This window comes from Rhodobacteraceae bacterium S2214 (assembly GCA_025141675.1).
Taxonomy (GTDB): Bacteria; Pseudomonadota; Alphaproteobacteria; order Rhodobacterales; family Rhodobacteraceae; genus Yoonia.
The window spans coordinates 1,763,524-1,788,956 of sequence record CP081161.1; the positions used below are offsets into that span (position 1 = coordinate 1,763,524).

Here is a 25,433-nt window from a genome sequence, read left to right on the forward strand (position 1 = left end):
GTGACGTCACCGCGCTGGACGAAACCTATGATTTGCCCAAAAGGTCGATCACGCCGGTTTGTGCCATTGCGGAAGACAGTTCTTCACTGAAAACATCCCATATCTTGTTCAATCCCGCTTCGCCGGCTGCAGCGATTGCGAATTGCAGGGGCCGCCCGAAGAAAGTGAAATCGGCACCGGCGTTCATGGCTTTCAGAACGTCTTCACCAGAGCGTAAGCCACTGTCGTAAAACAAGGGGAATTCATTGCCGACTGCCGTGCGGATATGCGGCAGCCGATCTATTGGAGCAGGGGCGCTTTCTAGCTGACGTGATCCGTGGCTGGACACCTGAATGCCGTCAACGCCTGCGTTTTTTAGGGCAACGGCATCTTCGACATTCACAACGCCTTTGACGACCAAGTTTCCAGACCACATGTCGCGCAATCGCGAAAGGGTGTCCCAGTCGGCCTTCGCACGACTTTCGGTCCGGTCGAAAGCATAGCCGTCCATTTCAAAGTTCGCCATTTGCGGTTTCCCTGCGGCCAGTTGGCTGAATGACCAACGTGGGTGCAGCGCAAAATCGATGAATTGGCGTGGGCCGATCGAGAACGGCATCTTGAAACCGTGGCGCAATTCGCGTGGGCGACGCCCGACTTCGGGCACATCGACGGTTAAGACCAATGTTTCGTAGCCTGCAGCGCGCGCCCGTTCGACAAGCTTGAAGGTGCCTTGCCCGTCACCGCTAAAATACAGTTGGAACCACGCGTGCCCGTCGGCCGTTTCGATGATCTTTTCCAGTGGGGTTGATGCGACCGTCGATACCCCATGGGGCACCTGATAGCGCGCGGCGAGCCGTGCGAGCATCATATCCGCGCCCGGTCCGCTGAGATTACACATGCCCATTGGCGCGATGCCAAATGGGCGTTGCGCGGATTTCCCGAAAATGGATGTGCCGAGATTGCGCTGACTGACGTCCCGCAAAATGCGGGGTTCTAGCGTGATCGCATCCAAGGCAGCACGATTGCGCTTTGCCCCCACTTCCGCCCCGGCGGCCCCGTCGATATAGTCGAACACCATCCAAGGGAGCTTGCGTTTGGCCAGCCGCCGCGCATCGTTTGCAGAATGAATATGCGCGGCGGCGCTGAACATTAGGACGCCACTGCCTTCATAAAGCGGTCTTTGATGACGACAGGGTCCATGGTGATCACGGGCAGCTTGATATTGCCGCTGTCACATTTGCACACGATGATCGTCATCTCGTCGCTGTCGATTGCGTCTTGCAGCACTGGACCAAGGTCTTTGTCCTGCACTTCGACGACATTGTCGCAACCACATGCCCGCGCAACATCAGTCAAGTTCGTCTTTTGGCCTGCGTAGGTTGGCTGGTCGCCTGTTGATCCGTAAGACCCGTTGTCGATGATCAACAGCGTGTAGTTGCCCGTGGCGTTGTTCGCGATTGTGGGCAATGTGCCTAGGTTCGTCAGTACCGACCCGTCGCCATCAATAGAGATAACAGGTTTCGGTTGCGACAAGGCCAGACCAAAGCCGATAGAGGACGACAGGCCCATTGTGCCCAACATGTAAAAGTTGTTCGGCTGGTCGTCGATCATATGCAGTTCTTGGCTTGGCAGCCCGATGTTACAGACCACGAGGTGATCACGGATGATGGGCGCGATTTCTTTTAAGATTTCAGAACGGATCATTGGTCCCCGTAGCCTCCCCAGAAGTTGGCGTCGGTCAGGATCGCCACAGGTTTGTTGCACATGAAGGTATACTTCAGGATGTTGTCGAATTCTTCGACGTCCTTTTGCCAATGGAAGTGGTAAGTTGGGATGTTCATCTGCGCCAGCAACGCCTTTGTGTGCACCGCCATTTCCACCTGACACGCGACTGGTTCGCGCAATTCACCACGGTAGGAGATGATCATCGGCAAAGGCATCCGGTAGTATTGGATCAGCGTGGCCAGCGTGTTGATCGTCACACCAATCGCGGTGTTCTGCATAATGATCGCAGGACGTTTGCCCGCCATATGCGCACCGGCACACAGGCCCATGCCTTCGTCTTCTTTGTTGGATGGGATGTGGAAGATATCGTCGCGCTTTTCGACTTCATCAATCACACCAGCCAATTGTTTGCATGGCACGGTCGTGACAAATGACACGTCGTTCGCAACAAGATCGTCGCAGATCTTCTTGTCGATGTTCATGAGGTTGGAACCTTTCAGGCTTGAGTAGAAAAGAGATGTTTTTGTCAGAGCGGGTCAGATCAGTCCCATGGGCTGAGAACGATCTTAGGTGCTGCAACGCGACCCGCACGCAGATCCCGAAACGCTTGCGCACCGTCGGACAAAGGTCGGTGGTCCGTCCAGTCCAGTGGACCAAGACGTCCGTCGTAGATCGCGGCGGCTGTGTCCCTGAAATCTTGCGCTGTGTAGGTATACGTCCCGATAAACGTGATTTCCTGAAGCGTGGCCCGCCTGACGTCGAACCCCGGTGCATCATCGCCCAATCCAACATGAGCGATAACACCGCCGGGTTCCACAAAACTAGATGCGGTCGCGCGTGTGCCACCATAACCAACAGCGTCGACGACTAATGGGGCCGGACCGGATGCCTCTGCTACGGCAGTTTGGCCGCAATGATCGTTAAGGTAGGCGCGACGCGGATCATTTGGTTCGATGATCGTGACGTCCGGCATGTCCATCGCTTGCAACGCAAGTGCCGCAGCAAGCCCGATAGCGCCGCCGCCAATGACGATAGCGCGCCGATCCATCGATGGATGCAAGGCTTCGATCCCTAAACGTGCGGCGTGCCAACTGACCGCCAAGGGTTCAGCAAGTGCCGCTTTGGACAAGGCGATGTTGTCGGGCACTTCGACCAGATTTCGCATGGGCATGGCTATGAATTGTGCAAATGCGCCTTCGCGTGGCGGCATCGAAATGATTTCGCGTTTTGGACACAGGTTTTCGCGACCCGATTTGCAGGCGGGGCAAACCAGACAAGACACTAGCGGATTGACCGTCACGCGCATGCCGTCGTGATCACCACCCATAATCGTGCCTGCAGCTTCGTGGCCAAGGATCAGCGGGGCAGGGCGACGCGCGTCATGGCCAAGATAGGCGTGCATGTCGGACCCGCAGATGCCGACCGCCTCAACACGGATCAGCTGTTCGTCGGTTCCGGCGACTGCATCAGGGACGTCGCGAAAATTAAGGGTCTCAACCCCGTCATAAACCAAAGCTTTCATTTTGCGGTAAACCCTCCATCAACCATCAAGACTTGTCCTGTCACGTAAGACGATGCGTCCGAACACAAAAACAGGATCGGCCCATCGATGTCTTCAACACCGCCGTTGCGCCCCATGCAGGTCTGGGCCGCATTGCGCGCAGCGCGGTCTGGGTCGTCGAACACCGCTGCCGTCAATTCGGTCGGAAAGAACCCGGGACCAATCGCGTTGGCTGTAATGTTAAAGGGGGACCAGCTTTCCGCCATGGCGCGTGTAAGTTGCCCGATGGCTCCTTTGGTTGCGCCATATGCGATCCCGCCGGGGAACGCGCGGGTTGTCTGAAGGGACGCGAAGTTGACGATCCGCCCCCAGCGTTTTTCTTTCATCGCGGGCACCAGCGTCTGGCTGAGGAAGAATGGCGCGTTCAGATTAATCGCAATGGTTTTGTCCCAGCCGTCCGGCGTGACATCATCAGCCGCTTCACGGGTGTTCAGCCCCGCAGCATGAACAACAATGTCGGGCGACCCAAAGGGGGTTGCAATCGCAGCGGCCACATCCGCGATACCGTCCCGATCCGCAACATCCGCAATGACCGCCGCTGCCGGTGGCCCAATTTCATGGCAAAGATCGTCGAGCGCGTCGCCGCGGCGGGCGACGCCAACGACACGCGCGCCAGCCTCTGCCAAGACCAGTGCGGCGCGCCGCCCCAGACCGGAACTGGCCCCAGTCACACATGCGACTTTTCCGCTGAGGTCAAAGAGCGAATTGGGATCAATCATCGGCGCTCAAATCGAAGTTTTCGGTGGGGAAATACTTTGCCAGTCGTACGTCAGCGGCGCGGGCGTGGCCTTCCATACCTTCGAGCCGAGAAATCCGTGCTGTGGCGATGGCGACATCTTTGGATGCCTCTTGCGTGGCGCGCTGCCATGTGACGATTTTCATGTACTTATGCACCGAAAGCCCACCTGTATATCCGGCCGCACCGGACGTCGGTAAAACGTGGTTTGTGCCAGATGCCTTGTCACCGTACGAGACGGTGGTTTCTTCACCCAAGAACAGCGATCCGTAGCAGGTCAGATTATCAAGCCACCAGTCGAGATCTGATGCTTGGACCGTCAGGTGTTCGGGGGCGTATTCATCGCTGCACGCGGCCATATCGACGCGGTCTTTGCAGACGATAACTTCTGCATAGTCGCGCCAAGCGGCGAATGCATTTTCACGGTTCAATTCGGGTAGGTCTGCGATCAAATCAGGCACAATCGCCATGACTTTTTCCGCAAGAGCGCGGTCGTCGGTGACGAGCCATACGGGGCTATTGTAGCCGTGTTCCGCCTGCGACACCAAATCCGTGGCGACAATATGGGCGTCTGCATCTTTGTCGGCCAAGATCAGACTGTCAGTTGGGCCCGCGATCATATCGATCCCCACGCGCCCGAAAAGAATGCGTTTGGCTTCGGCAACGAACTGATTGCCCGGACCCACGATAATATTGGCTTTCGGCAGATCAAAAAGTCCGTAGGTCATGGCAGCCACGCCCTGTACACCACCCATCGCTAGGATTTTGTCAGCGCCGCAGATATGCGCCGCGTACACAATCGCAGGGGCCACGCCGACATCAGGGCGGGGAGGAGAGCATGCGGTGATATGCTTGCAACCGGCGACTTTTGCCGTGGTGACTGTCATGATTGCAGAGGCGATATGGCTGTAACGACCGCCCGGCACATAGCAGCCCGCGGCATCAACGGGGATCGCTTTTTGACCGGCGACATAACCCGGTGAAATTTCCATTTCGACGTCTGCGACTGTGCCTTTCTGAAGTTCGGCAAAGCGTTTGACGTTATCATGTGCAAATCGAATGTCTGCTTTCAGTTTCTCAGGAACCAACGCACATGCAGCATCGATGGCTTCTTGGCTCAACATGATGTCGCCGTCGTAGCGATCAAACTTTGTGGCGTATTCAAGCGCCTTCGCATCACCGCCGTTTTCGATATCGGACAGGATGCCAACGACAGTGTCATGCACATCTGACGCGCCGGAGGCAGACGTTAGCGACGCTTTTTTGAGGTATTCACGGGTCATGAGTTAGCGATCCTATTTGTGAATTTTGGGAAGAATGGTGTGAAGGCCGCAAGGGCGTGAGAAATGACGAAGCAAAGGGAGCAGACGATCGTGACGCCCCCAAAAGGATGGGGGACGGTGCGTGACGATGTTTGCGATCTACTATCCATGTTGCGATGTAAGCGCTTTCATCTGATTCATGCAAGCGCTTACATTGTCGTTGCATCCATGTTCAGTTTTTCGCAAACCATGTTATAGACCCGCTGAAATCAGGAAACGAACCGCCATGTCCACATCCCATTCCATTCCAACGCTTGATGATGTCGCGCGTGCGGCTGGCGTTTCGACGGCAACGGTGTCGCGGTGTTTGAATGCTGGGGATAAGGTTTCAAAGCCGACCCGTGATAAGGTCATGAAAGCCGTCGAGGCTTTGGGCTATACGCCCAATTTCAATGCGCGAGCGATGGCAGCGCGGCGCACCCATACGATTGGTGCTATCATCCCGACGATGGAAAACGCCATCTTTGCACGGGGGCTTCAGGCGTTTCAGGAAACGCTGCATGACCATGGTTACAATCTGCTTGTGTCGAGCAGCGCGTACCGACCGGAACTCGAGGCTGAACAAATCCGTGCGCTCGTTGCACGTGGTGCGGAAGGTCTGTTGCTGATCGGGTATGAACGCGAAAAGGCAGTTTACGACTACTTGGACCGGCGTGGTATCCCAACAATGCTTGCTTGGGCTTACAGATCAGACTTGTCGCGTTCGTCGGTCGGATTTGATAATCGCGCATCGATGCGGATGTTAGCGGACCGTGTGATTTCGATGGGTCATAAGCGTATTGCCGTGATTTCGGGGATCGCTGATGGCAACGATCGCGCCGCAGAGCGATTGACCGGTATTCGGGATAGTTGGGTGGCCAACGGATTTGATCTGGATGATTTGCCGATTGTTCAAACGCCGTACGACACTGACAACGGTGCCAACGCTTTTGAAGCCCTGATGAAGTCTGAAACGCCGCCGAGCGTTGTGATGTGTGGAAACGATGTACTTGCAGCAGGGGCGATGTTGCGGGCGCGGCAGTTGGGGTATTCCGTACCCGACGACGTTTCTATCACCGGATTTGACGACATCGAACTTGCCCAACATTTGTCCCCGACACTAACGACCGTGCATGTCCCGCATCGTGAAATGGGCGGGACAGCTGCGCGCGAACTGGTCAAACTGATCGACGGCAATGCCAACACTGTCCGACGTCAGCTGAACGTTTCCATTGTGATGCGGGAATCGCTGGCGGCCGTCTAGGTTCAGGGATGGAACAAGCGTCCAACAGCAAACGCCAACGCAGCCGCCGTGCCACCGATGAGGAATGTTTCAAGCCCTGACCGCCACCACGGTGCCAATGCCCATTGTGATTTGATTGCGCCGATCCCAAAGAAGGTGAAGGCAGACGCAATAATGGACCATACGAAAGGATCAGTGAGGCCAACCAGATAAGGAAGAAGCGGCAGCAACCCGGCCAATACAAACGCACCAAAAATGATGACTGCGGCCCGTAACGGGGCAGGGTCCGTCGGTGGCAGGCCGTATTCATCCGTCAACATCATGGCGATCCATTGATCCTTGTCGCGGCTTATCATGTCGACGGCTTGCGCCTTAACTTCGCCATGTAACCCTTTACGCCCGAGAATTTGGTCCAATTCGTCGCGTTCGCCTTGTGGGTTCAGCATGATGTGGCGCTCTTCAACTTTGCGCAGCCTTTCGCGATCATCAGCGACGGCCTTCGTGCCCGCGTAGTTGCCTGCCGCCATCGAAAAACCGTCTGCGACGACGTTCGCCATGCCAAGTGCAACAATGATCCCACCTGGTAGCCCCGCACCTTGCACGCCCGCAACAATTGCAAAAGTCGTGACAGTTCCGTCAATGCCGCCAAAAATTGCATCCCTAAGCCCGCCGCCGCCATTGCGGGCGTTTAAGCGGGCGGCAATTTCGGAATGCGAATGTCCATGCTCTAGCGTCATCGTGGTTCCTTTCCGTCATGTGCGCAGCCGTCACAGGCGAACCGCACTTGATGTCACTATGACATGATCTGACGAGGCGACGTTGATGCATGTCAACGCACGCCGACGATGACTGAGCCATACTGCTTGTATCAAATGAACATGGGGGAGATTGCGATGACGGAACAAACGCACAAAAATTCGAAGGATTTCAGCGGCGTTGCGACCGGCGGTATGTTTGGGGCAATGGACTGGATGGGGACAGGCGCGTTTTGGCACGCGATGCAAATGCATGCAGATTTCGTTTCATTTATCTCGGACCGTTTGGCCGAAGATCTGAAGACGCAAAATGCGTTGTTACGCTGCAAGACGATCGAAGACGCGCGCGATATTCAGGTCGCGTTCGTCCAGAAGGCCTATCAAGACTACACAGCGGAAGCGGGGCGATTGGCAAGCGCGGGTCTGTGTGGTCCTGTCCTAAGCGGGACAAAACATACGCCAGTCTAGTATCAACATGGAATAGGCCGGAAACCCTAGCAGGTTGGCCTGTTCCTTTTACGCTTATGCTTAAAGCAACTTATCGCTGCACCGTTTTCAAGTAGGCGAGAAGCGCCAACATGTCTGACGGCAGGGTCTCGGTTACGCCGTCATTGTTGACCGTGATCGGTTGGCCCATAGCGCCGTCGCCAAAGATGGGCATCGCGGCGGTGGGATCCGTGTGACGATCAAGACCTTGGATGACGCTCAGCACATAGTTCCGAGGAAAAACGCCATCGTTCGATGCCGCAAGGAATTGCAAACTTGGTGGTGGCGCACCTAGGCCAAGCGATGCCGGTCCTGCGCCTTCACCGTTCGCCCCGTGACAGATCGCGCATTGATTATCGAATAACTGCTTTCCACGGGCGCTATCCGCCGAAATGCTGTTCTGATCCGCAACACAAGCGGTAAGCGATAGCGCTGCAATCGTTGTGGTAACTGCTTTCATCATGGTCATGTCATTCGCCTTGTATTGTTCCTTGAAAACAGTCCGTTTGGCGCTGCTTTCTCCTATGATCGTAGGGTTGATGCGATGATGCAGCTTTGATTTACCTCAAGGTTCTGCTCAGACCGCAAGCATCTGCAGCGTATTGGAATTCTACGATTCACGACATGCGAGTGGATTTGCGGCATCTACAATTTTCATAGTAATGCCCGTGTGTTGCGATAGCACCTTCATGTGTTGAATTAAGGATAGAAAGATAGGCTTTAGCAGGCCGATCAAAAAATCGATAATTGCCAAGTGCCATTTCTTTGGTCATTTTGTCCGCAATGGAAACGCTTAGCTTCAGTCATGACTTCTTTCTGGTCATCATGTCCTGCCTCGTTGCAACTGCAGCGGCGTTCACGGGATTATCGTTGACGCGCAATCTGTCGCAGAAATCTTTGATCCAAAAGAAAGTGTCTGTGGCCTTAGCCGCTATCGCATTAGGCGGCGGCATTTGGTCGATGCATTTTGTCGCGATGTTGGGTCTGCAGTTACCTGTGTTGTTCTATTACGACGCAGCGATCACGCTGATTTCGGCATTGACCGCAATCCTGATCGTGGGTGCTGCATTAATCTTACTGCATTTCACCGACCGCACGCCTTTAGTGATTGGCTCAGCAGGCGCCGTCGTCGGCGTGGGCATTCTGGTCATGCATTACATCGGGATGGCGGGATTAGAATTGTGCCGCGCGATCTATACGCCCCTTGGAATCGCAGAATCGTCAATTGTCGCGATTGTTTTGTGCATCTTGGCGTTTCGGGTGGCTTACGGGCATCGGACGAACCGCAATATCTTTCTTGGAACGCTGTGTTTTGCTGTCGCGGTTGGGTCGGTACACTTTCTGGCAATGGCAGGGACCGAATTTGTAGCCGTTCCGCAAGTTGCTGAATTTGGCCCAAGCATGAGCAACGAAGTTTTGGCCCTTGGCGTCATCGTGTCCAGTTTTGTGATTTTTGGCGGCTTCTTGTGGGTCAGTACAACTTACCTCGTCGCCAGTCCTTTCGCCGAAGCCATCGATCTCGTCGATGATGCGGATATTCAGACACCTGTCGGACTACAAATTCCATGCGAACGGGACGGGGGCAAAATCTTTGTGGCACCTAGTGATGTCGTCTTTGTCCGCGCAGACGGGCATTACACGCAGATCTACACCGAACAGGATCGCCTGTTTTGCGTTTGGCCGATTACTGAGGCCACGAAGCGCCTGTTGCCCGCGGGCTTTATCCAGACACATCGCAGCTATTTGGTGAACCCGTCCAAGGTCGCCCGCTTCGAACGGTCCAAAGACAAGGGGCGGTGTCTGTTTGATACGGACACGATCCCGCCAGCGCCGGTGAGCCGATCCAAATTGAAAGCCACGCAAGACGCGCTGCTGGCGTAGGCCCGCGCCATTCGTGCGGAAATCGGCGCATTTCGTGCAATAAACCTGTTTTTCATGGGTTTTCACAAGCCAGCGTATACGGCCGCATGCTCACCTCACTGCAAGAAGAACATTTGCTTTTAGGGAGGAGAGCCGATGATTCCAGCGGCATTCGAATATTATCGACCCAAGGATATGGCCGGGGTATTGGCAATTCTTGAGGAACACGGGGACGATGCGCGCGTCATGGCAGGCGGACACAGCCTGATCCCGATGATGAAGTTGCGCATGGCTGACGTGCCACATCTGATCGACCTGCAAGACGTGGGCGGGTTGTCGGAAGTCACCATCACCGACGACAGCATCCGCATCGGTGCGATGATCACACAGACGGATATCATCAATCACGATGGCCTTAAGACGGCAGCACCGATCCTACAGGAAGCGGCGTTACAGATTGCCGATCCTCAGGTCCGCAACATGGGGACTGTTGGCGGCAACGTCGCGAACGGTGATCCGGGCAACGATATGCCGGGTCTGATGCAGTGCCTTGATGCCAGCTTTACCTTGATCGGCGCGGACGGTGAACGCGACGTACCTGCACGCGAATTTTACGAAGCGGCCTACATGACCGCACGCGATGACGAAGAAGTTCTGACAGCAGTGACGATCCCAATGCCGAAAGGTGGCTACGCCTACGAAAAGCAAAAACGCAAAATCGGTGATTATGCGACAGCCGCTGCCGCAGTGCAGATCGTCAAAGACGGCGACACTTGTACCGCTGCAAGTGTGGCGATGACGAACCTGAGTGATACGCCGATCTTCTCTGAGGCGGCAGGGGCAGCACTGGTTGGCACGACGGTGGACGATGCAGCGATCAAGGCCGCAATGGCCGCGATGTTGGACGACATTGATCCGACCGAAGACAACCGCGGTCCAATCGCATTCAAGAAACACGTGGCGGGCGTCATTTTGCGCCGTGCCATCGAACGCGCTTGGTCGCGGGCGTAAGGGGGCAGAACATGTCAGACAAAATGCACATCAAACTGAACGTGAATGGGAAGGCAGAGGAATTCCTCGCCGAACCACGCGAATTGTTGATCTACACGCTGCGCGAGCGGCTGAACATCACGGGGCCGCATATCGGCTGTGAGACGTCCCACTGCGGGGCTTGCACTGTCACGATCAACGGCAAGTCGGTGAAATCCTGCACGATGTTCGTCGCGCAGGCGGACGGCGCAGAGGTCACAACAATCGAAGGCATCGGTGGACCGGATGACCTGCATCCATTGCAGACCGCATTCAAAGAACACCACGGGCTACAGTGCGGTTACTGCACCCCGGGCATGATTACCCGTGCAACCAAGCTGTTAGAGGACATTCCTAATCCTACGGAAGAAGAAATCCGCTTTGGCATGGCTGGCAATCTTTGCCGCTGCACAGGCTACCAAAACATCGTGAAATCCATCCAAGCCGCCGCCGCTGAGATGAATGCAGCCAAGGAGGCCGCAGAATGAAAGACGAAGTCACACGCGACGAACGGGTCGCTAATCTGAAAGGCATGGGCTGTTCGCGCAAGCGCGTTGAAGACGCCCGTTTCACACAAGGAAAAGGCAACTACGTCGATGACGTGAAATTAGACGGAATGCTGTTTGGCGACTTTGTCCGGTCACCTTATGCTCACGCACGCATCAAGGGGGTCAACGCAGAAGAGGCGCTGAAAGTCCCAGGTGTTCTGGCTGTTTTGACAGCTGCTGATCTGGAACCGCTTGGTCTGCATTGGATGCCGACGCTTGCCGGTGACAAGCAAATGGTTCTGGCGGACGGCAAGGTGCTGTACCAAGGCCAAGAAGTCGCGTTTGTCGTGGCCGAAGATCGCTATGCCGCCGCTGACGGGATCGAACTTGTGGAAGTTGACTACGAAGAACTACCGGTTCTTGTGAACCCGTTCGAGGCGCTGAAATCTGACGTCGTTCTGCGTGAAGATCTGGTGGCCGAGGACGGGTCAATTCCTGACGGTGCACATGGTCCGCGCAAACACCACAACCATATTTTCACATGGGATGCGGGCGACAAAGAACCGACCGAACAAGTGATTTCCGAAGCCGACATCGTCGCCGAAGAATCCATGTATTACCACCGCACGCATCCATGCCCGTTGGAAACCTGCGGCTGTGTGGCATCGATGGACAAAGTGAACGGCAAGCTGACGCTGTGGGGCACGTTCCAAGCGCCGCACGCAATCCGGACGATTGTGTCGCTGATTTCAGGGATCGAGGAACACAACATCCGCGTGATTTCGCCTGATATCGGCGGGGGCTTTGGCAACAAGGTTGGCGCTTACCCGGGCTATGTGTGTTCGGTCGTGGCCTCCATCGTGACGGGCAAACCTGTCAAATGGATCGAAGACCGCATGGACAATCTAATGACCACCGCGTTTGCGCGTGATTATCACATGACAGGCAAGATTTCGGCCACCAAGGAAGGCAAGATCACAGGGCTGCATTGTCACGTAACGGCGGACCATGGCGGCTTTGACGCCTGCGCCGACCCGACGAAATTCCCTGCAGGTTTCATGAACATCTGTACGGGATCTTATGACATCCCGACCGCCTATCTAGAGGTAGACGGCGTCTACACAAACAAGGCACCGGGTGGGGTGAGCTACCGCTGCTCTTTCCGGGTCACCGAAGCTGTGTATTTCATCGAGCGGATGATCGAGGTTCTGGCCATCAAGTTGAACATGGATGCAGCTGAACTGCGCCGGATCAATTTTATTAAAAAGGAACAGTTCCCGTATACGGCCGCCCTTGGTTGGGAATACGATTCCGGCGATTACCACACGGCGTGGGATAAGGCGCTGAAGGCTGTTGATTACGAAGGTCTGCGGGCCGAACAGGCGCAGCGTGTCGAAGATTTCAAAGCGGGTAAGACCCGCAAACTGATGGGAATCGGTCTGTCGTTCTTCACTGAAATCGTCGGCGCAGGTCCGGTCAAGAACTGTGATATTCTCGGCCTTGGCATGTTTGATAGCTGCGAAATTCGCATCCATCCAACGGGATCCGCGATTGCACGGCTTGGGACGATTTCACAGGGGCAAGGACACGCAACAACGTTTGCGCAAATCCTTGCGTCCGAGATTGGTTTGCCAGCGGACAGCATCACGATTGAGGAAGGCGACACCGACACGGCACCTTACGGGCTTGGAACCTACGGGTCTCGGTCCACTCCTGTTGCGGGTGCTGCGACGGCTATGGCTGGTCGGAAAATCCGGGCGAAGGCCCAGATGATCGCGGCTTATCTGCTCGAAGTGCACGACAATGACGTGGAATTCGATGTGGATCGTTTCGTGGTTAAGGGTGCGCCTGAAAAGTTCAAGACGATGAAGGAAATCGCCTTTGCCGCCTACAATCAAGCGATCCCGGGGATTGAACCGGGGCTTGAGGCGGTCAGCTACTACGATCCACCGAACATGACCTATCCATTCGGCGCTTATGTCTGTGTGATGGACATCGATGTGGACACAGGTGTCCCTGAAATCCGCCGTTTCTATGCGCTTGATGACTGCGGCACGCGGATCAACCCGATGATTATCGAAGGGCAGGTTCATGGCGGATTGACAGAAGCACTTGCCGTCGCGTTGGGGCAGGAAATTGCTTACGACGATATGGGCAACTGTAAGACGGGTACGTTGATGGACTTCTTCCTGCCAACGGCCTGGGAGGTCCCCAATTACGAAACCGACTATACCGTGACCCCAAGCCCGCATCACCCGATTGGGGCCAAAGGCGTAGGTGAAAGCCCCCATGTGGGTGGTGTGCCGTGTTTCTCGAATGCTGTGCAGGATGCGTTCCGCCCGTTTGGCAACACGCACACGAACATGCCGCATGATCATTGGCGGATTTGGCAGACAGCCAACAAGCTTGGCTTGCACGACTAGGAAAGGGGGCGGGGTCGGCATCGCGTCGACCCTGCGCACGCTCATATGACTTGGACAGATTTACAAAACGCTCTTGGGCGACAGGGTTATGTTGCCTCTGATGACCTCGCCGTTGCGTTGCAATTGGCGTTGGCGTTGGGCAGGCCGTTGTTGTTGGAAGGTGCAGCTGGCGTCGGCAAAACCGAAGTTGCACGGACGTTAGCGGCTGTCAAAGACACGCAGCTTCTGCGGTTGCAATGCTACGAAGGTCTGGATGCTGCGCAGGCGATTTACGAATGGAACTACCAGCGGCAGTTGCTGACAATCCGCGCTGCTGCAGAGGATGGCGAGACAGGTAAAGCCGTTGAGGATCGAATATTCTCACGGGACTTTCTGTTGGAACGACCGTTGTTGGCGGCGATCACGCAGGATGTGCCACCTGTATTGCTCATTGATGAAATCGACCGGGCTGATGAAGAGTTCGAAGCCTATTTGCTAGAAATTCTGTCCGACTATCAGGTCTCAATCCCTGAATTGGGAACGATAACAGCAACTTCCAAGCCGATGGTGATCTTAACGTCCAACGGCACGCGCGATCTGTCGGACGCGTTGCGTCGTCGCTGTTTGTATACGTATGTTGACTACCCTGACCGCGAAACGGAGCTTGCGATCCTGAAGGCGCGCTGCCCCGATGTTGAGGACCAACTCGCACGCCAAGTGATCGGGTTTGTGCAAAAGCTGCGTGAAGAAGAATTGGACAAGACACCGGGCGTGGCGGAAATGCTCGACTTTGCTGCGGCCTTGATGGGGCTTGGCATTGCGGATTTGACGGATAATCCGGTGGTATTGCAATCGACGTTGACGACCTTGTTGAAGACGCAAAACGACCAAGCCCAGATCACGAAAGAAGTTGCAGGGCGTATCGCGGGACGCGCCGCATGACCCGTGTGACGCGCTTTGCTGGACGTGATCCGGGACCCGCGGCCCGGGTGTCGGGCTTTATTGCGCATTTGCGTGAAAACGGGCTGCGGTTGGGCGTGGCCGAAGCGGATTTGTCGCTGGCGGCGCTCACGCATGTGAATGCAGCGGCTCCGGAAGAAACGCGTCGCGCATTGCGGGCTGTTTGCACGGGTTGCAAGGATGAAGCGACACGCTTTGACGCGTTGTTTGACGCCTATTGGATGGACGCGGGGCGGGTGAAGCAGAAAGTTATCAAAACACCGACCGCGACAGCCAGTGACGATGTGCATTCATCGCGCGACGGGCAGGGCGAAGATGCAAGTACCAGCGGGACGGTCACTGCGCCGGATGACGGACAGGGTGATGCGAACAGCGACGGGACGGGAAAGCTGATCGCGACGGAACTGCGGAACATGTCCCGTAAGGACCTGCGTGATCTCGTGCGCCCAGAGGATATTGCAGAGGCCGAAGCAGTGGCGCGGCGGTTGGGTGCCGCACTTCGCGATAGACGGTCGCGTCGCAGGATCGCGGCCCGCAAAGGCGACCGCCTGCATTTCCGCAAAACCATCCGGCACAGTCTTGCGACGGGCGGCGAACCTGTGCGCCTGCTGCGCAAGAAACGCCCCGACCGGACCCGCAAGATCGTCGCGCTTTGCGATGTATCCGGATCAATGACGGTCTATGCGCAGGTCTTTCTCGCGTTTTTGTCGGGGTTGATGCGGGCGGATACGGCGGCTGATGCGTACCTGTTTCACACCCGTCTTGTGCGGATAACCGAAGCGTTGCGCGACAAAGACGCGATGCGCGCGATTGGACGGATGTCGTTGATGGCCGATGGCTTTGGTGGAGGATCAAAGATCGGACCGTCGCTGGGTCTTTTCGCGGATACCTATGCCAAAAGGTTCGTTGATGGCCGATCTGTCGTGCTGATCTTGTCGGATGGTTATGACACCTCTGCGCCTGAAATTATGGATGCAGCCTTGGCGAAAATCAAAAAGCGTGGATGCAGGGTTATCTGGCTCAACCCGTTGAAGGCATGGCGTGATTACGCGCCGGTGGCCGAAGGGATGGCAGCCGCGCTGCACCATCTGGACCTGTTCGCGCCTGCAAATACCTTGGCCGATCTCGCGGCACTGGAACAGGAGTTGACGAGAATATGACACCTGCCGAAATCCAATCTGTGGACCTTGCCGATGTCGCCCAAAAACTGCGGGCGAATGACGAACCTTTTGCGTTTGCGACGATCGTGCGGACGGCTGGCGCGACCGCTGCAAAGCCGGGCGCGAAGGCGTTGTTGGGTGCCGATGGGACAATCTTGCATGGTTGGCTGGGCGGCGGCTGTACGCGCGGCGCGGTGAAACGCGCCGCGGTGGATGCCCTGCAATCAGGCAAACCGCAGCTTGTGTCTGTAGCCCCCGAAGACCTGCTTGAAGAACGTGGTGTGGCGGCAGGTGACGAAGTCGACGGGACCAAGTTTGCGCGAAACGGCTGCCCGTCACGCGGCACTGTCGACATCTTTATTGAGCCGTGCCTGCCGATGCCGCAATTGGTTGTGCTGGGTGGTTCACCCGTGGCCGAGGCGTTGATCCGGATCGCGCCGCAGTTTCATTGGACACCAGCGGCCGAGATCGCGGATGGGTCGGGCACAGCGCGGCAGAAGGTCGTGGTCATTGCCACGCAGGGCCAAGGTGACATGAATGCGCTGACCGAAGCATTGCAGGCAGATGCGCAGCACGTGGCTTTTGTCGGCAGCAAACGCAAATTTGCGACATTGGCGGACAAGCTTGAGGCCGCAGGGTTCGACCGGTCAACGATTGACGCGGTCAAAGCCCCCGCCGGTCTGGATATCGGGGCCGTGACCCCTGAAGAAATCGCGCTGTCGATTTTGGCGGAGCTGGTCAGTGTACGGCGTAGGTCCGTCAAAGTTGATGCTGTTTAGCGGCAAACCGGAGGTTTTGAAATGAAGAGACTTTGGAAAAAGCTGATCCGTCTCCGTGCACGCGTGGCCCCGACACCAGAGCAGGTCGAACAGCTTGCTCAAATCAAATTCCCTTGTTGTTAGAATAGGATATAAACATGGAACTCGCCGATGAGATCGTCATCAACGCCCCAAAAGACCGCGTATATGCCGCGCTGAATGACCCAGAGATTCTGCAGCAATGCATTCCGGGCTGCGAAGAACTGATCATGCATTCCGACAATGAACTCGAAGCCAAAGTTGTGCTGAAAGTCGGCCCCGTAAAGGCGAAGTTCAGCGGCGATGTTGTGCTAGACACAACTGGCGCGCCTGATGCGTTTTCATTGACGGGCAAAGGCAACGGTGGTGCTGCGGGCCACGCAAAGGGCGGCGCGGATGTGACGCTGACGGCGGATGGTGATACCACAATTCTACGCTACGAAGCAAAGGCTGAAATCGGTGGAAAGCTTGCCCAATTAGGGAGCCGTCTGATCCAAAGCACTGCCAAGAAACTGGCCGCAAAGTTCTTTAAATCCTTTGCTGATGTGATGGATCAAGAACCCGTTGCCTAAAGCAATTTCATATATCGAACACCCCAGCGATGTGATCGCCCATGCCGCACACTTAACGGCACAGGGCAGGGCGTTTGCCCTAATCACATCGGTGGGGATCGAAGGTGGGGCGGCACGCGACGAAGGATCATTAGCACTTGTCGGCGAGACGGGCGCAATGGTTGGTTATCTGTCGAACGGCTGTATCGACAAAGATATCCAGTTCCAGGCGATAGAGGCGCTGCGTACGTCCGAAAAGAAACTGGTCCGGTATGGTAAGGGGTCGCAGTTTGCGGACCTGTCCCTGCCGTGCGGTGGCGCTTTGGATATCTTGATTGATCCGACGCCAGACATTGCCGCGCTTAGTGCGGCGCATCGCGATCTTGAAAACCGTCGCCCGACAATTTTGCGATCTACCTTGCCAGTCGTTGGGGCACCGACGCTGTCGTTTCGGTATGCACCGCAGTTTCGATTGGTGCTCGCTGGACGCGGCGCGGTTTTCCGCGCGATGGCTGAACTTGGTGTGGCTTCCGGTTTTCAGGTCCGGCTTATGTCTCCTGACGAAGAGGATCTGGATGACTTGGCGACAATCACTGGCGCAGGCGGGGTTCATTTGAAATCGACACAAGCTGCGGTGCGGACTGACTGGCTGGACCCATACGCGGCCTTTCTAACGCTGTTCCACGACCACGATTGGGAACCTGCGCTGTTGCAGGCCGCGTTGACGTCATCGGCCTGCTTCATTGGTAGCCTTGGCAGCAGAAGAACACATGAGGCGCGCATCGAACGACTTATTGCGATGGGCGTGACTGCTGCTGATGCGCACCGCGTTCAGGGGCCAATCGGGCTTGTGCCGTCACTACGCGAAGCGCCGTTGATTGCTGTTTCAGCGTTGGCGCAAATCGTGGCGCACAGGCCAGTCGCTATAGAGCGGTGTTTGCCATGCAACGACGACGCTAGTTTCGGATCTAGCCCTGACAGGGCCCCGCAAGTGGTCGCGCGGGCCGACAGTGTCGACGCTTAACAAAACAATGTGCTAAAAATAGGTAAGGGCACGATCCACGCCGGTACCTGCGTCAATCGTGCCCTTCCTCGTGGATCAAGAGGGTGTCGTCCCCGCTCTTGTTCCTATCAAACGTCGATCCCCCGTCCCTTGGTTATGACGTCTGCGTGTGAGTTGTTGTTCATTTCTTCCGGTCCCCGCTGCTTTTGACAGGGTAACGTAGGAGATACTATCAAACAGGTCCCTAGAAACCTTTGTGTCTGCGTCGATTCTAGGCCCTTGTTGATTTGATCGCTTTGGGGCGAATTCTCCGAAACTACTTATTGGCTCATGTCCTTAACATCGCAGATGGGCGGCGAATTTAAACACCGCGAATAGATAGTTTGCAGCGCGAAGGGATAGCTGGTTAACTTTAGGGTCAGCTGATTTGCGGTTTTTTATGCCTGAAGCCAAGGTTCCTTTACCGTCCCATGATCCGAAGGCTGCAATGAGGGGGGGGGGCAGTGAAATCGCCTGCGATGCGGAAACATTAAATGCTGCGAAGCAGTGCGATCGCATTCGAAACTGCGGTAATTTTAGGCGCAGGCGCTTTATCTGCATGATGGATTTGTGCACATTTTTTAGCCGATAAGTTTAACGTTGGTGAAATTTTCAGCAAACTACCGCGTATTGTCACCCGTTCACGCAGGATCATCTTCATTTTCGCGGAACCAATGGTGAAGGTCTCGATGTCCGAAAGGGCATTCAGTGCCACGCGAAGGTGCATCCTGGCAGATAACGACCTTCGCATGGCTGCAACAAAAGAGCTGCGGTCCCTGACTATCACTCTGATCCACCATTGCCTAGCGATGGAAGGCTCGAGCGTAGCGAAACAACTTGGGGGTTTATCCTTTGACTATTCGAAATACTCTGCTCACATCTATTTCCGTGCTGGGCCTTGCTGGTGCAGCTGCTGCTGAATGTGCAGATCCCATCAAGGTTGGCGTTCTGCACTCTTTGTCCGGCTCCATGGCGATTTCCGAGACAACACTGAAAGACGCGATGTTGATGCTGATCGACCAGCAAAACGCTGCAGGCGGTCTGTTGGGCTGTGAACTGGAAGCGGTTGTTGTTGATCCTGCATCCGATTGGCCGCTGTTTGCTGAAAAAGCACGCGAGCTGCTGACAGTGAACGAAGTTGACGTGATCTTCGGCAACTGGACATCTGTTTCCCGTAAATCGGTTCTTCCAGTCATCGAAGAACTGAACGGCCTGCTGTTCTACCCAGTTCAGTACGAAGGCGAAGAGTCTTCCAAAAACGTATTCTACACAGGCGCTGCGCCAAACCAGCAGGCGATCCCAGCGACCGACTATTTCCTCGAAGAGCTTGGTGTTGAGAAATTCGCGCTGTTGGGCACTGACTATGTGTATCCGCGTACAACAAACAACATCCTTGAATCTTACCTGATGGACAAAGGCATCGCTGCTGAGGATATCTTCGTAAACTACACACCTTTTGGTCAGTCTGACTGGGCCACGATCGTTGCTGACGTTGTCGCACTTGGCGAAGACGGTAAGCAGGTTGGCGTGATTTCCACCATCAACGGCGACGCGAACATCGGCTTCTACAAAGAACTGGCCGCTGCTGGTATCTCTGCAGACGATATCCCAGTTGTTGCGTTCTCTGTGGGTGAAGAAGAGCTATCCGGTTTGGACACATCTAACCTTGTTGGTCACTTGGCTGCATGGAACTACTTCCAGTCTGCAGAAAGCGACGCGAACGAAGAATTCATCGCGGCATGGAAAGCTTTTGCTGGCGAAGAGCGCGTAACAAACGACCCAATGGAAGCCCACTACATCGGTTTCAACATGTGGGTGAACGCGGTTGAAGCGGCAGAAACAACTGACGTGGATGCGGTTCGCACAGCCATGTACGGTCAAGAATTCCCGAACCTGACTGGCGGTACAGCGGTGATGTTGCCAAACCACCACCTCGCAAAACCAGTTCTGATTGGTGAAATCCAAGCAGACGGTCAGTTCGACATCATCTCCCAGACTACTGAAGTACCGGGCGATGCATGGACAGATTTCTTGCCAGCATCCGCTGTTCTGAAATCCGATTGGAAAGATCTGGAATGCGGCATGTACAACACTGAAACAGAGACCTGTGTTCAGCTGACATCCAACTACTAAGTTGACCAATGCAGGCGGGGACATCCCGCCTGCATTTTTCGTAATACCCCCCTGAATTTCCGAAAGTTGATCATGCGCAGTTTTCTGACCGCAGTCTTGATGTTCGTCTCTTTTGCTAGCGTCGCTACCGCGCAAGACCTTCAATCCATCCTCCAAACCCACGCCGAAGAAGTCGCCAAACCATCCCGTAATTCGGTGAGTGTCGTTTTGGATGATCTGGCCGCCAGCGGTCTGCCGCAGGTAACCGTGTTCCTTGAAAAGTGGGCTGAAAAGGAAGTTTGGCAGGGCCAAGATGGTCTGTTCTATTTCGGTGCTGAAGACGATGATGTTCTGACTTGGGCGTCCGTGGATACCGATGACACCGGTACCGCGCCCGCCGATAATTACAGCCAGATTAAACCAAACGGTGGCGTGCGTCGCTTGATCGGGACAGCACTTGTCCAGTTCCAACTGAGCGATCCTGATCTCGACCGCCGGACTGCAGCCGTCGCCTCCATCGCCCGCAGACCTGATGCCAGCCAATTGGCCCCGTTACTTGCGTCGATAGAAGGTGAAGCGGACGCGGTTTTGAAAGCACGCAAAGTCCAAGTCGCTAATTTCATGCAGGCCCGGTTTGCTGATGATACCGATGCGCGTATCGCCGCAATTGAAAGCCTGTCGAAAGACACAACAGTCGAAGCGCGTGCAGTCCTAAACCAGATTCTAAGCAGCAAGATGGGCGTTGCTGTCGAGGCACCCGACGTCAATGTTGCGACGATCATCGACCCGTTTGATGCACCCGAAGAGTCGTACGCCATTTTGGTCGAAGCGGGGTTGGCACCAGCTAAGCAAACGCCTGCAGAAATTCGCCAAACACTAGAGGCGAACATCACCGACGGCCGCGTGGGCGGTGTCCCACTAGCGCAATTGTCGGACCCCGCGTTGCGCGAAAGAGCTTATGCCGCGTTGTCGACGGCGGGTCTTGCCCCAACATTGATCACAGATCTGACCCGCGACGTCGCGCTGAATTCACATGTGTTTTACGAGGCCTATGACGAAGATGACGCTGCGATTACCGATGCTGCTCAGGCAGCGTTAGCTTCTGTAGAAACTCGCGTTGGCACTGCTCAAGTGGCCGACCTGACGTTGGACGCGCTGTCGTTGGCCTCGATCTTCTTTCTGGCCGCTATTGGCCTTGCGATTACGTTTGGCGTGATGGGCGTCATCAACATGGCCCACGGTGAATTCATCATGATGGGGGCCTATACAGGTTACGTCGTACAGTTGTTCATTCCGAATTACACGGTGTCGATCATCGTGGCGCTTCCTGTGGCTTTTGCTGTGACCTTCGCTGCAGGCGTGGCGATGGAACGGCTGGTGATCCGCTGGCTTTATGACCGTCCGTTGGAAACACTGCTGGCGACTTTCGGTATTTCAGTAGCGCTGCAACAGCTTGCTAAGAACATCTTCGGTACACAGGCGCGTCCGCTGACGTCGCCTGACTGGCTTGCTGGTGCTTGGGTCGTCAATGACGTGATCCAGATCAGCTACATTCGTATCGCGATCTTCGTGCTCGCGCTGATCTTCCTCGGGCTGATCCTGTATATCCTGAAACGCACGCGATTGGGCCTTGAAGTTCGTGCCGTGACGCAAAACCCCGGCATGGCAGCGTCGATGGGGATCAATCCCGCCAAGATCAACATGCTGACCTTTGGCTTGGGATCAGGCATCGCGGGTATCGCAGGTGTCGCCATCGGGCTTTATGCCAAGGTGACGTCAGAGATGGGTTCAGATTACATCGTGCAAAGCTTCATGACCGTGGTTGTCGGCGGTGTCGGCAATGTCTGGGGCACGCTGGCAGGGGCTGCGATGATCGGCTTTGGTCAGAAAGGCATTGAATGGTTCAACCCGTCCAACACGCTGGCCGCGCAAACCTACATGATCCTGTTTGTAATCCTTTTCATTCAATTTAGGCCGAAGGGTATCGTCGCCCTCAAAGGTCGGGCGGCAGGAGATTGATCATGGAAAAGTCTTTTATCGCACGCAACCCATCTGTCCTTTGGTTCCTTCTGGCGCTTGCGCTTTTCACGCTTGGCGTGACCGTCATGTCCGAAGCATTTGGGGCGTCGATCGTCTCGACATCGTTCCTGAAAACGCTCGGCAAAACGCTGTGCCTGTGTCTTGTCGCCATCGCGATGGACGTGGTTTGGGGATACTGCGGCATCCTAAGCCTTGGGCATTTCGCGTTTTTCGGCATTGGCGGTTACGCAATCGGCATGTGGCTGATGTATGAACGAACGCGCGATATCGTCGTGACATCGTTGGAGACAGGCGTGATTCCACCAACGCCGGATGAAATCACCGAAGCCGTCGGCACGCAAATCTTTGGTGTCGTGGGTAGTTCCGAATTCCCTGCGATCTGGGCGTTCTCGCATTCGCTGACGCTGCAATTGCTGGCGGTGGTTTTAGTGCCGGGTTTGTTGGCGCTGGTCTTTGGCTGGCTGGCCTTCCGCAGTCGCGTGACGGGCGTCTATCTGTCGATCCTGACGCAGGCGATGACATTAGCACTGTCGCTGTATTTCTTCCAGAACGACACGGGATTGCGCGGCAACAACGGGCTATCCGGTCTGCAGAACATTCCAGGATTGACCGAGGTATCGCAAGCGACGCTATCGCTGTGGTTCTTTTGGGCATCTGCGCTGGCGCTGGCATTGGGGTATGTTTTCTTTGCGTGGATCACATCAGGCAAGATCGGATCGGTCATTCACGCGATCCGCGACAATGAATCACGTGTGCGGTTCTTGGGCTATCACGTCGAAAGCTACAAACTGTTTGTCTTTACTGTCACCGCGATGGTCGCGGGCATTGCGGGGGCGCTGTACTACCCGCAGGCTGGCATCATTAACCCCGCAGAAATCGCACCAATTGCGTCGATTTATTTGGCGGTTTGGGTCGCGATCGGGGGCAGGGGGCGTCTGTACGGTGCGGTCATTGGGGCTGCGGTCGTGTCGCTGATGTCATCGTGGTTCACGGGGGGCAGCGCGCCGAACGTTAACCTTGGTTTCTACGAGATCAAATGGACCGACTGGTGGCTTGTCCTGCTGGGTGTGACTTTCGTCGCTGTCACATTGTTCTTCCCCAAAGGCATCGGCGGATTGTTTGATCTGCTGCCGTCCAAGAAAGGAGAAGCGCAATGAATACGCTTCTTGAGGTATCCGGTGTCAGCGTCAGTTTTGACGGGTTCAAGGCGATCAACAACTTGTCGATCCAGATTGCGGAACCAGAACTGCGTGCGGTGATTGGGCCAAATGGCGCGGGTAAAACGACGTTCATGGACATCGTGACGGGAAAGACCAAGCCCGACGAAGGACACGTCCTGTGGGGCGAAAAGTCTGTGTCGTTGGTCGGGATGAATGAAAGCGAAATCGCTGGCGAAGGTATTGGGCGTAAGTTCCAGAAGCCAACGGTATTCGAGGCGCAAACCGTGCGGCAGAACATTACGATGGCTCTGAAAAACCCGCGTGGACCGTTTGAGGTTTTATTCAAGCGCGGTGAAGATGCACGCGCGGAACGTGTGTTGGAAATCAGTGACGAGATTGGTTTGACCGACGCGCTGGACCGAACATCAGGCGACCTAAGCCATGGGCAAAAACAATGGCTCGAAATCGGCATGCTGCTCGCACAAGATCCACGCCTGCTGCTCGTTGACGAACCCGCCGCGGGCATGACACCGGCCGAACGCGAACATACAACGGATCTGTTGGTGCGGGCTGCAAAAACGCGTGCAGTTGTTGTTGTCGAGCACGACATGGAATTCGTGCGCCGCCTGAATTGCAAAGTCACGGTGCTGCATCAGGGATCGGTGCTTGCTGAAGGGTCATTGGACCACGTGACACAAAACCAAGACGTTATCGACGTCTATTTGGGACGCTAAGAATGTTAGAAATCAAAGGGCTGACCCTCAAATACGGGCAAAGCCAAATTCTGAATGGCATTGATCTGACCGCAAAAGTTGGCGAAGTGACCACCGTGATGGGTACCAATGGCGTCGGTAAAACGAGCCTTTTGCGTGCGATTGCAGGGCGGCATCCCTACGCGGACGGGACGATCACATTGGACGGTCAAGCGTTGGATCATCCTAGCGCTTATGACGCGGCACGCGCCGGTATCGCTTATGTCCCACAAGGTCGAGAGGTCTTTCCGATGATGACCGTTGGCGAGAATTTGCAGACGGGATTTGCGTGCTTGCCAAGCAGCGAGCACCAAGTGCCGGACCGTATTTACGAACTATTCCCAGTGCTGAGAGATATGATCGACAGACGCGGCGGTGATCTGTCTGGAGGTCAGCAGCAACAACTTGCGATTGCGCGTGCTTTGATTTCGAAACCACGCGTTTTGCTGTTGGACGAGCCGACCGAAGGCATTCAACCGAATATCATCCAGCAGATCGGGAATGTCATTAAGATCCTGTGCGAAGAAGGCGATATGGCGATCATTCTGGTCGAACAGTTCTTCGATTTTGCGCACGATCTCGGCGCGGAATTTCTCGTGCTGCAACGGGGCGAGGTGATCTTTAACAAACGCAAAGCGGCGTTGACCCGCGAAGAGCTGTATCAACAAGTTCTCGTTTAATACGAGAAGCCGCCAATCTGTGCCAGTAGGTCTGCGACGGCGGTCCCACCTTCATTCTTGCGGAGCGATGTGAAGACGAACGGCTTGCCCGATCGCATGCGTGTGGCATCCCGTTCCATCACATCGAGCGATGCACCGACGTGCGGCGCCAAATCGGTTTTGTTGATGACCAAAATGTCGGATTTGGTGATCGCGGGCCCACCTTTGCGCGGAATTTCTTCGCCGGCTGCGACATCAATAACGTAGACTGTCACGTCAGCCAGTTCTGGGCTGAAGGTCGCGGATAAGTTGTCACCACCGCTTTCAATGAGGACGATTTCAACGTTGTCATGACGTTTGCGCATTTCCGCGACTGCTGCCAGATTGATCGAAGCATCTTCGCGGATCGCGGTATGTGGGCAGCCGCCTGTTTCCACACCAATCACGCGGTCTTGCGGCAGGATTTGCATCCGCATCAGGGCTTCCGCGTCTTCCTGCGTATAGATATCGTTCGTGATGACACCGATCGACAACTGCGGGTGAAGCAGCTTGGCAAGTGTTGCCGTAAGAGTCGTTTTGCCAGCGCCAACCGGGCCGCCAATGCCGATCCGTAAAGGTCCGTTTCGAGACATATG

Annotated in this window: 26 protein-coding genes; 16 read left to right on the forward strand and 10 right to left on the reverse strand. The window is 55.5% G+C overall.

Translation table 11 applies throughout. The features are described from left to right. Positions 1–25 precede the first annotated feature (25 nt). The 6 genes from K3729_08820 to hisD are packed head-to-tail and all read right to left on the reverse strand — an operon-like array spanning position 26 to position 5,284. Positions 26–1,129: an alpha-hydroxy-acid oxidizing protein gene (locus K3729_08820; GenBank protein UWR00847.1), complete on the reverse strand. Its 1,104-nt coding sequence runs from the start codon at positions 1,127–1,129 to the stop codon at positions 26–28. Beyond that, complete coding sequence (gene comE / locus K3729_08825) at positions 1,129–1,683, reverse strand: sulfopyruvate decarboxylase subunit beta (protein UWR00848.1); 555 nt, start codon at positions 1,681–1,683, stop codon at positions 1,129–1,131. The genes K3729_08820 and comE overlap by 1 nt, the downstream gene beginning before the upstream one ends. After that, positions 1,680–2,186, reverse strand: coding sequence for a sulfopyruvate decarboxylase subunit alpha (gene comD, locus K3729_08830; GenBank protein ID UWR00849.1), 507 nt, complete (start codon positions 2,184–2,186; stop codon positions 1,680–1,682). The genes comE and comD overlap by 4 nt, the downstream gene beginning before the upstream one ends. A 59-nt stretch (positions 2,187–2,245) precedes the next feature. After that, positions 2,246–3,226, reverse strand: coding sequence for an alcohol dehydrogenase catalytic domain-containing protein (locus K3729_08835; GenBank protein UWR00850.1), 981 nt, complete (start codon positions 3,224–3,226; stop codon positions 2,246–2,248). Continuing rightward, positions 3,223–3,984: an SDR family oxidoreductase gene (locus K3729_08840; GenBank protein UWR00851.1), complete on the reverse strand. Its 762-nt coding sequence runs from the start codon at positions 3,982–3,984 to the stop codon at positions 3,223–3,225. Before K3729_08840 ends, K3729_08835 begins: the two co-directional genes overlap by 4 nt. Beyond that, a complete protein-coding gene (hisD, locus tag K3729_08845) occupies positions 3,977–5,284 on the reverse strand; it encodes a histidinol dehydrogenase (GenBank protein ID UWR00852.1) in 1,308 nt (435 codons plus the stop codon). Before hisD ends, K3729_08840 begins: the two co-directional genes overlap by 8 nt. A 265-nt stretch (positions 5,285–5,549) precedes the next feature. On the opposite strand from hisD, the gene K3729_08850 reads away from it, so the two are divergent. Then, a complete protein-coding gene (locus K3729_08850; GenBank protein ID UWR00853.1) occupies positions 5,550–6,566 on the forward strand; it encodes a LacI family DNA-binding transcriptional regulator in 1,017 nt (338 codons plus the stop codon). Between the two features lie 2 nt (positions 6,567–6,568). Here K3729_08850 and K3729_08855 read toward each other — a convergent pair whose 3' ends face one another. Further along, a complete protein-coding gene (locus K3729_08855; protein UWR00854.1) occupies positions 6,569–7,282 on the reverse strand; it encodes a VIT1/CCC1 transporter family protein in 714 nt (237 codons plus the stop codon). 156 nt (positions 7,283–7,438) lie between these two features. Between K3729_08855 and K3729_08860 the strand changes: the two genes are divergently transcribed. Further along, the gene (locus K3729_08860) at positions 7,439–7,768 is read left to right on the forward strand and encodes a phasin family protein (GenBank protein ID UWR00855.1); all 330 of its coding nucleotides are present in this window, start codon (positions 7,439–7,441) and stop codon (positions 7,766–7,768) included. A 70-nt stretch (positions 7,769–7,838) separates the two neighbouring features. On the opposite strand, the gene K3729_08865 is transcribed toward K3729_08860, so the two are convergent. Then, positions 7,839–8,255: a cytochrome c gene (locus K3729_08865; GenBank protein ID UWR00856.1), complete on the reverse strand. Its 417-nt coding sequence runs from the start codon at positions 8,253–8,255 to the stop codon at positions 7,839–7,841. A gap of 314 nt (positions 8,256–8,569) precedes the next feature. Between K3729_08865 and K3729_08870 the strand changes: the two genes are divergently transcribed. The 9 genes from K3729_08870 to K3729_08910 all read left to right on the forward strand — a co-directional run bounded on the left by K3729_08870 (position 8,570) and on the right by K3729_08910 (position 18,057). Next, positions 8,570–9,667 (forward strand): LytTR family transcriptional regulator DNA-binding domain-containing protein, encoded by a 1,098-nt coding sequence (locus K3729_08870; GenBank protein ID UWR00997.1) that lies wholly within the window; start codon positions 8,570–8,572, stop codon positions 9,665–9,667. Between the two features lie 135 nt (positions 9,668–9,802). Continuing rightward, positions 9,803–10,657 (forward strand): xanthine dehydrogenase family protein subunit M, encoded by an 855-nt coding sequence (locus tag K3729_08875; GenBank protein ID UWR00857.1) that lies wholly within the window; start codon positions 9,803–9,805, stop codon positions 10,655–10,657. A gap of 11 nt (positions 10,658–10,668) precedes the next feature. Next, the gene (locus K3729_08880) at positions 10,669–11,163 is read left to right on the forward strand and encodes a (2Fe-2S)-binding protein (protein ID UWR00858.1); all 495 of its coding nucleotides are present in this window, start codon (positions 10,669–10,671) and stop codon (positions 11,161–11,163) included. Further along, complete coding sequence (locus K3729_08885) at positions 11,160–13,586, forward strand: carbon-monoxide dehydrogenase large subunit (GenBank protein ID UWR00859.1); 2,427 nt, start codon at positions 11,160–11,162, stop codon at positions 13,584–13,586. The genes K3729_08880 and K3729_08885 overlap by 4 nt, the downstream gene beginning before the upstream one ends. Positions 13,587–13,631: 45 nt before the next feature. Beyond that, positions 13,632–14,507: a MoxR family ATPase gene (locus K3729_08890; GenBank protein ID UWR00860.1), complete on the forward strand. Its 876-nt coding sequence runs from the start codon at positions 13,632–13,634 to the stop codon at positions 14,505–14,507. Beyond that, a complete protein-coding gene (locus tag K3729_08895; protein UWR00861.1) occupies positions 14,504–15,685 on the forward strand; it encodes a VWA domain-containing protein in 1,182 nt (393 codons plus the stop codon). Before K3729_08890 ends, K3729_08895 begins: the two co-directional genes overlap by 4 nt. After that, positions 15,682–16,464 carry an XdhC family protein gene (locus tag K3729_08900; protein UWR00862.1) on the forward strand — a complete coding sequence of 261 codons (783 nt, stop codon included), beginning with the start codon at positions 15,682–15,684 and terminating at the stop codon, positions 16,462–16,464. Before K3729_08895 ends, K3729_08900 begins: the two co-directional genes overlap by 4 nt. Before the next feature lie 137 nt (positions 16,465–16,601). After that, entirely contained in the window at positions 16,602–17,054 is a 453-nt protein-coding gene (locus K3729_08905; GenBank protein UWR00863.1) for a carbon monoxide dehydrogenase subunit G, read from the forward strand. Further along, the gene (locus K3729_08910; GenBank protein UWR00864.1) at positions 17,047–18,057 is read left to right on the forward strand and encodes an XdhC family protein; all 1,011 of its coding nucleotides are present in this window, start codon (positions 17,047–17,049) and stop codon (positions 18,055–18,057) included. Before K3729_08905 ends, K3729_08910 begins: the two co-directional genes overlap by 8 nt. A 508-nt stretch (positions 18,058–18,565) precedes the next feature. Here the strand turns inward: K3729_08910 and K3729_08915 are convergent. Further along, the gene (locus K3729_08915) at positions 18,566–18,790 is read right to left on the reverse strand and encodes a hypothetical protein (GenBank protein UWR00865.1); all 225 of its coding nucleotides are present in this window, start codon (positions 18,788–18,790) and stop codon (positions 18,566–18,568) included. Between the two features lie 137 nt (positions 18,791–18,927). On the opposite strand from K3729_08915, the gene urtA reads away from it, so the two are divergent. From urtA to urtE, 5 genes are all read left to right on the forward strand, one after another. Next, the gene (gene urtA, locus K3729_08920; GenBank protein UWR00866.1) at positions 18,928–20,208 is read left to right on the forward strand and encodes an urea ABC transporter substrate-binding protein; all 1,281 of its coding nucleotides are present in this window, start codon (positions 18,928–18,930) and stop codon (positions 20,206–20,208) included. A 72-nt stretch (positions 20,209–20,280) separates the two neighbouring features. Then, positions 20,281–22,206, forward strand: coding sequence for an urea ABC transporter permease subunit UrtB (urtB, locus tag K3729_08925; protein ID UWR00867.1), 1,926 nt, complete (start codon positions 20,281–20,283; stop codon positions 22,204–22,206). A 2-nt stretch (positions 22,207–22,208) separates the two neighbouring features. Continuing rightward, a complete protein-coding gene (gene urtC, locus K3729_08930; GenBank protein UWR00868.1) occupies positions 22,209–23,384 on the forward strand; it encodes an urea ABC transporter permease subunit UrtC in 1,176 nt (391 codons plus the stop codon). Then, positions 23,381–24,121 carry an urea ABC transporter ATP-binding protein UrtD gene (gene urtD, locus K3729_08935; protein ID UWR00869.1) on the forward strand — a complete coding sequence of 247 codons (741 nt, stop codon included), beginning with the start codon at positions 23,381–23,383 and terminating at the stop codon, positions 24,119–24,121. The genes urtC and urtD overlap by 4 nt, the downstream gene beginning before the upstream one ends. A gap of 2 nt (positions 24,122–24,123) precedes the next feature. Then, the gene (gene urtE, locus K3729_08940) at positions 24,124–24,819 is read left to right on the forward strand and encodes an urea ABC transporter ATP-binding subunit UrtE (GenBank protein UWR00870.1); all 696 of its coding nucleotides are present in this window, start codon (positions 24,124–24,126) and stop codon (positions 24,817–24,819) included. On the opposite strand, the gene ureG is transcribed toward urtE, so the two are convergent. Continuing rightward, positions 24,816–25,430: an urease accessory protein UreG gene (ureG, locus tag K3729_08945; GenBank protein ID UWR00871.1), complete on the reverse strand. Its 615-nt coding sequence runs from the start codon at positions 25,428–25,430 to the stop codon at positions 24,816–24,818. The two genes, urtE and ureG, sit on opposite strands and share 4 nt — an antisense overlap. Between the last annotated feature and the right edge of the window lie 3 nt (positions 25,431–25,433).